The organism is Citrobacter sp. (assembly GCF_050252275.1).
In the GTDB taxonomy this organism is placed as follows: domain Bacteria; phylum Pseudomonadota; class Gammaproteobacteria; order Enterobacterales; family Enterobacteriaceae; genus Citrobacter_A; species Citrobacter_A amalonaticus.
The window spans coordinates 1-6,706 of record NZ_JBFWLF010000256.1 but is presented as its reverse complement, the minus strand read 5'-3'; the positions used below and the strand labels follow the sequence as shown (position 1 = coordinate 6,706).

Here is a 6,706-nt window from a genome sequence, read left to right as displayed (position 1 = left end):
AAAAAGTGATGCCATCGGTGGTCAGCATTAACGTGGAAGGTAGCACAACCGTCAATACGCCGCGGATGCCGCGTAATTTCCAGCAGTTCTTTGGTGATGATTCCCCGTTCTGCCAGGACGGTTCCCCGTTCCAGAGTTCGCCTTTCTGCCAGGGCGGCCCACAGGGCGGTAATGGCGGCGGCCAGCAGCAGAAGTTTATGGCACTGGGTTCCGGTGTCATCATTGATGCCGCGAAAGGCTATGTCGTCACCAACAACCACGTGGTGGATAACGCCACGGTGATTAAGGTTCAACTGAGCGATGGCCGTAAATTCGACGCTAAGATCGTCGGCAAAGACCCGCGCTCTGATATTGCGCTGATCCAGATTCAGGATCCGAAAAACCTGACGGCGATTAAGCTGGCTGACTCCGACACCCTGCGAGTGGGGGATTACACTGTCGCCATCGGTAACCCGTTTGGTCTCGGCGAGACGGTCACTTCCGGTATCGTCTCTGCCCTGGGCCGTAGCGGCCTGAATGCGCAGAACTATGAAAACTTCATTCAGACCGATGCGGCGATCAACCGCGGTAACTCCGGCGGTGCGTTGGTTAACCTGAACGGCGAGTTGATCGGTATTAACACGGCGATCCTCGCGCCGGACGGCGGCAACATCGGTATCGGTTTTGCGATCCCGAGCAATATGGTGAAAAACCTGACCTCTCAGATGGTGGAGTTCGGCCAGGTGAAACGCGGCGAACTGGGAATCATGGGTACCGAACTGAGCTCCGAACTGGCGAAAGCGATGAAAGTTGATGCACAGCGCGGTGCCTTTGTCAGCCAGGTCATGCCGAACTCGTCCGCTTCGAAGGCCGGTATTAAAGCCGGTGATGTGATCACCTCCCTGAACGGTAAGCCGATCAGCAGCTTTGCCGCACTGCGTGCGCAGGTTGGCACCATGCCGGTGGGCAGCAAAATTACCCTCGGCCTGCTGCGCGACGGTAAGCCGGTTACCGTGAATCTGGAACTGCAGCAGAGCAGCCAGACTCAGGTTGATTCCAGCTCCATCTTCAGCGGTATTGAAGGGGCTGAAATGAGTAATAAAGGTCAGGATAAAGGCGTCGTGGTGAACAACGTGAAAGCGAACACCCCGGCGGCGCAGATTGGCCTCAAGAAAGGGGATGTGATTGTCGGCGCTAACCAGCAGCCGGTGAAAAACATCGCCGAACTGCGTAAAATCCTCGACAGCAAACCGTCTGTCCTGGCGTTGAACATTCAGCGTGGCGACAGCAATATCTACCTGTTGATGCAGTAATCTCCCCAAAACCCCTTCCTGTCACAGGAAGGGGTTTCTTTTTGTGATATTTCCCACAACTCCATACTTCTTCCCTTTGCTTTGTGCATCTGCACAATGTCAGCGTTTGTTATCTTCTTTATGCTGGAGCTCTGCTCACAGGAGGGCTTTATGGCTGGCTGGCATCTTGATACCAAAATGGCGCAGGATATCGTGGCACGCACGATGCGCATTATTGATACCAATATCAACGTGATGGATGCCCGTGGACGGATCATCGGCAGCGGCGATCGCGAGCGAATTGGGGAATTGCACGAAGGCGCGCTGTTAGTCCTCTCTCAGGGCCGCGTGGTGGACATCGATGATGCCGTTGCGCGTCATCTGCATGGCGTTCGTCAGGGGATCAACCTGCCGCTGCGCCTGGAAGGCGAAATTGTGGGCGTGATCGGCCTGACCGGCGAACCGGAACATCTGCGCAAATATGGCGAACTGGTGTGCATGACGGCGGAGATGATGCTGGAGCAGTCGCGCCTGATGCATCTGCTGGCCCAGGACAGTCGCCTGCGTGAAGAGTTGGTGATGAACCTGATTCAGGCGGAAGAGAACACGCCAGCGTTGACCGAGTGGGCGCAACGTTTAGGGATCGACCTCAACCAGCCGCGCGTGGTGGCGGTGGTGGAAGTGGACAGCGGACAACTCGGCGTGGACAGCGCTATGGCGGAGTTGCAGCAGTTACAGAACGCACTGACCACCCCGGAGCGTAATAACCTGATTGCGATCGTTTCGCTGACCGAGATGGTGGTGTTAAAACCGGCGTTGAATTCGTTTGGCCGTTGGGATGCCGAAGATCACCGCAAGCGCGTTGAGCAGCTGATTGCGCGCATGAAAGAGAACGGACAGTTGCGCTTTCGCGTTTCGCTGGGCAACTATTTTACCGGGCCTGGCAGTATCGCGCGTTCGTACCGTACTGCGCGCACGACGATGATGGTCGGCAAACAACGAATGCCGGAAAGCCGCAGCTACTTTTATCAGGACTTAATGCTGCCGGTACTGCTCGACAGTCTGCGCGGCGGCTGGCAGGCCAATGAGCTGGCGCGTCCGTTGGTGCGGCTGAAGGCGATGGACAATAACGGCCTGTTGCGCCGCACTCTGGCGGCGTGGTTTCGCCACAACGTGCAGCCGCTGGCGACCTCTAAGGCGCTGTTTATTCACCGGAATACGCTGGAATATCGACTGAATCGCATTTCAGAATTGACCGGGCTGGATTTGGGGAATTTCGATGATCGGCTGCTGCTGTACGTGGCGTTACAGCTGGATGAGCAGCATTGATTCATTGCCTGATGGCGCTACGCTTATCAGGCCTACGCGGATGTGCCTGTAGGCCTGATAAGGAGGCGTATGACGCCGCCATCCGGCAACTAACAGCTTATTTACGCGTCAGTTTTTCCAGATCGGCTTCGATTTCGGTGATCTTATTCGCCACCACGCTTTCCAGATGGCGTAAATCATCAAGGATCTTACGTTTTAGATCCACTTCCGTGCGATCGCGCTGGCAGATCTGATCGAGTTCGTCGATCACATAGCGCAGGTTGGGACTGATCTCCTGTACCTCTTTGTATCCCTGACCCACTCCATCGGCAACCACGGTTTTGCGCTGGCGGGGGTATTTAAACTTCACGCTTTTGGCAAAGAACTCACCTTTATCCTTCTGGAAATAGATTTTCAGGATATCGTTATTGGCTTCTTGCCGCAGGCTGTAACGATCGATTTCTTCAGGATTAGTAATGCCCAGACTTTTCAGATTGTCATACATAGCGGTACCCTTAAGCTCACTATAACTATTGAATAATTAACGAAAAGCCCTGTTTCTGCCACTCGCAGATGTAAAAAAAGCGGGCTAAGCCCGCTTTTTCAAATCGCCGTTAGTCGATGGTACGCAATAACTCGTTGATGCCGACCTTGCCACGGGTTTTGGCGTCGACTTTTTTCACAATTACCGCACAGTACAGGCTGTACTTGCCATCTTTCGACGGCAGGTTGCCGGAAACGACAACGGAGCCTGCCGGAACGCGACCATAATGGACTTCACCGGTTTCACGGTCGTAAATGCGGGTGCTCTGACCAATATAAACGCCCATCGAAATCACCGAGCCTTCTTCGACAATCACGCCTTCTACGACTTCAGAACGCGCGCCGATAAAGCAGTTATCTTCGATGATGGTCGGGTTCGCCTGCAGCGGCTCCAGTACGCCACCGATGCCGACGCCGCCGGAGAGGTGAACGTTCTTGCCGATCTGCGCGCAGGAACCGACGGTTGCCCAGGTATCGACCATCGTGCCTTCATCAACGTAAGCGCCGATGTTGACATAGGACGGCATCAGCACGGTGTTACGGGCGATAAACGCACCCTGACGAACTGCCGCAGGCGGAACCACACGGAAGCCTTCTTTCTGGAAGCGTGCTTCGTCGTAGTCGGCGAATTTCATCGGCACTTTATCGAAGTAGCGGCTTTCCGCGCCATCGATCACCTGGTTATCGTTGATACGGAAAGAGAGCAGCACCGCTTTCTTCAACCACTGGTGAGTCACCCACTGACCGTCTACCTTTTCTGCCACGCGCAGCGCGCCGGAGTCCAGCAGGGAAATCACCTGATTCACCGCTTCACGGGTCACGGTATCCACATTGGCCGGAGTAATGTCGGCACGGCGCTCAAAAGCGGTCTCAATAACGTTCTGTAACTGCTGCATTGTTAAACTCTTTCCCTATAAATAAACACACTACCCTTTATCGTTTGGATTGAGGGCCTCTGTCAACCGTTGATGCACTTCCTGCTGTAGCGCATTATTAAGTGCACGCCGGTCTGCTGTAGCGATTATGAATAAATCTTCTACTCGCTCACCAATGGTTGTAATTCGGGCGCCATGAAGCGAAATTCCTAGATCGGCAAAAATTTGCCCGACCCGCGCCAGCAGCCCTGGCTGATCGAGCGCGATAAGCTCGAGGAACGATTTGCGGTCGGTGTGCGTGGGCAGGAATGTGACCTCGGTATCGACGGTAAAGTGGCGTAATTTTGCCGGCTGTCGGCGCGGCTGCGGCGGCTGCCAGCTGCGCTGGGTGATTGCCTGTTCCAGCCCAAAGCGGATGGCTTCATGCCTGTCTGACGACAGCGGGCTGCCGTCCGGTTCCAGTACGATAAAGGTATCCATCGCCATGCCATCGCGGGTGGTGAAAATCTGCGCATCGTGGACGCTGAGGTTACGCCGGTCCAGCTCGGCGCAGACGGCGGCAAACAGATACGGGCGATCCGGACTCCAGATGAATATTTCCGTCCCGCCGCGCGTTGCCTGCGGGCTGAGCAGAATTAGCGGCTCGCTGAGATCGTGCTGCAACAGATGACGCGCATGCCAGGCCAGCTGGTTCGGGCTGTGGCGCACGAAGTAGTTGGCGCGACAGCGCGACCAGATATGGTGCAATGCTTCTTCATCAATGTTATCCATCCGCAGCAGCGCCAGCGCCTGCAACTGGTGATGGCGCACGCGTTCGCGCATATCCGGCGTGTTTTGCATTCCCCGACGCAGCTGTTTTTCCGTGGCGAAGTACAGCTCGCGCAGCAAACTTTGCTTCCAGCTGTTCCATAGCGTTTCGTTAGTGGCGCATATATCCGCCACCGTCAGGCAAACCAGGAAGCGCAGGCGATGTTCCGTCTGTACTTCTTCGGCGAACTGCTTAATCACTTCGGGGTCCTGAATATCCCGGCGCTGAGCGGTCACCGACATCAGCAGGTGCTGGCGAACCAGCCAGGCAATCAGCTGCGTTTCGCGCGAGTTCAGGCCGTGCAGTTCCGCAAACTTGAGCACGTCCTGTGCGCCCAGCACCGAGTGGTCGCCGCCGCGTCCTTTGGCAATATCATGGAACAGCGCGGCGATAAAAATTAGCTCAGGCTGTCGCAGACGCGGCCAGAGATCCACGCACAATGGGTGGCGCTGACGGGTCTCTTCTTTGGCAAAACTTTCCAGCTTCAGCATCACGCGAATCGTGTGTTCGTCCACCGTGTAAGCATGGAACAGGTCAAACTGCATCTGCCCGACAATACGTGACCACTGCGGCATGTAGGCCCACAGCACGCTATGGCGGTGCATCGGCAGCAGACCGCGGCTGACCGCACCAGGGTGACGCAGCATACTGAGAAACAGCGATCGCGCCTCCGGGATGTAGCACAGTGGCTGATTCAGGTGGCGGCGCGCATGGCGCAGATGGCGCAGGGTGGTGGAGTAGATCCCGGTGATCGCACTGTTGCGTACCATGGTATAGAACATCCGTAGGATCGCTTCCGGTTCGCGGATGAACAGATCGTCCTGACGCAGATCGATCAGCGTACCGCGCAGTTGAAAATCGTCATCAATAGGACGCGGCTTTTCGTCGGCGGACAGCGCGAGGATCGCTTCGTCAAACAGCTGCAGCAGCATCTGGTTGAGTTCCGTGACGCGGCGGGTGACGCGGAAATAATCCTTCATCATCTGCTCAACCGGCTCGTTGCCTTCGCCGCTGTAATTCAGGCGCTGAGCGACGCTCAACTGGCGATCGAACAGCAGGCGGTTATCGTAACGACTGACCACTAAATGCAGGGCAAAACGAATGCGCCACAGAATGTGCAGGCACTCGTTGAGCTCAGCGCGCTCTGCCTGAGTCAAAAAGCCGAAGCCGACCATTTCGTCGAGCGAGGTAGCGCCAAAATGGCGACGGGCGACCCACTGCAGCGTGTGGATATCGCGCAGACCGCCGGGGCTACTTTTGATATCCGGCTCGAGGTTATAGCTGGTGCCGTGATAGCGCTGGTGGCGCTGATGCTGCTCTTCCACTTTGGCGGCGTAGAACTTGTCGGAGGGCCAGAAACCTTCGCTGAAGATATGTTTTTGCAGCGCCAGAAAAAGGGCCACGTCACCAATCAACAGACGGGTCTCAATCAGGTTGGTGGCGACGGTCAGGTCCGACAACCCTTCCAGCAGGCATTCTTCCAACGTACGTACGCTGTGCCCGACCTCCAGTTTGACGTCCCACAGCAATGTCAGCAGCTCGCCGACCTTTTGCGCCTGATCGTCCGGTAATTTTTTACGACTCAGGATGAGCAGGTCGATATCGGAAAGCGGGTGAAGCTCACCGCGTCCGTAGCCACCGACGGCGACCAGCGCCAGATCGGCAATCTGTCCAAAACCTGCGTCGATCCACAGACGTTGCAGCAACTGGTCGATAAACTCGGTCCGGGCTTCAATCAGCTGTTCGGCGGAAATCCCGCTGTCGAAGGCATCGCCCAGCCATTGCTGGAACGCGTCGATATGCGTTTTGATTCCGGCGACGGTGAGTTCGTCGCGAGACCAGGTCCCCGGGTTCTGCGGCTGACCGGGGAGGGTGGGGAGTGCGGTATTCGCGTGTTGTTC

Annotated in this window: 5 protein-coding genes; 2 read left to right on the top strand and 3 right to left on the bottom strand. The window is 56.2% G+C overall.

Features of this window, described 5'->3' with window-relative positions; genetic code table 11:
• Both degP and cdaR read left to right on the top strand, forming a co-directional pair.
• On the top strand, positions 1-1,292 hold a 1,292-nt coding region (gene degP, locus AB7E14_RS18460; protein WP_428169776.1), incomplete at its 5' end, for a serine endoprotease DegP.
• 150 nt (positions 1,293-1,442) lie between these two features.
• Entirely contained in the window at positions 1,443-2,600 is a 1,158-nt protein-coding gene (gene cdaR, locus AB7E14_RS18455; RefSeq protein ID WP_044255383.1) for a DNA-binding transcriptional regulator CdaR, read from the top strand.
• A gap of 97 nt (positions 2,601-2,697) precedes the next feature.
• Here the strand turns inward: cdaR and AB7E14_RS18450 are convergent, their stop codons facing one another.
• From AB7E14_RS18450 to glnD, 3 genes are all read right to left on the bottom strand, one after another.
• Positions 2,698-3,084 (bottom strand): DUF3461 family protein, encoded by a 387-nt coding sequence (locus tag AB7E14_RS18450; protein WP_042997870.1) that lies wholly within the window; start codon positions 3,082-3,084, stop codon positions 2,698-2,700.
• A 109-nt stretch (positions 3,085-3,193) separates the two neighbouring features.
• Entirely contained in the window at positions 3,194-4,018 is an 825-nt protein-coding gene (gene dapD, locus AB7E14_RS18445; protein WP_042997869.1) for a 2,3,4,5-tetrahydropyridine-2,6-dicarboxylate N-succinyltransferase, read from the bottom strand.
• Between the two features lie 30 nt (positions 4,019-4,048).
• On the bottom strand, positions 4,049-6,706 hold a 2,658-nt coding region (glnD, locus tag AB7E14_RS18440; RefSeq protein WP_428169775.1), incomplete at its 5' end, for a bifunctional uridylyltransferase/uridylyl-removing protein GlnD.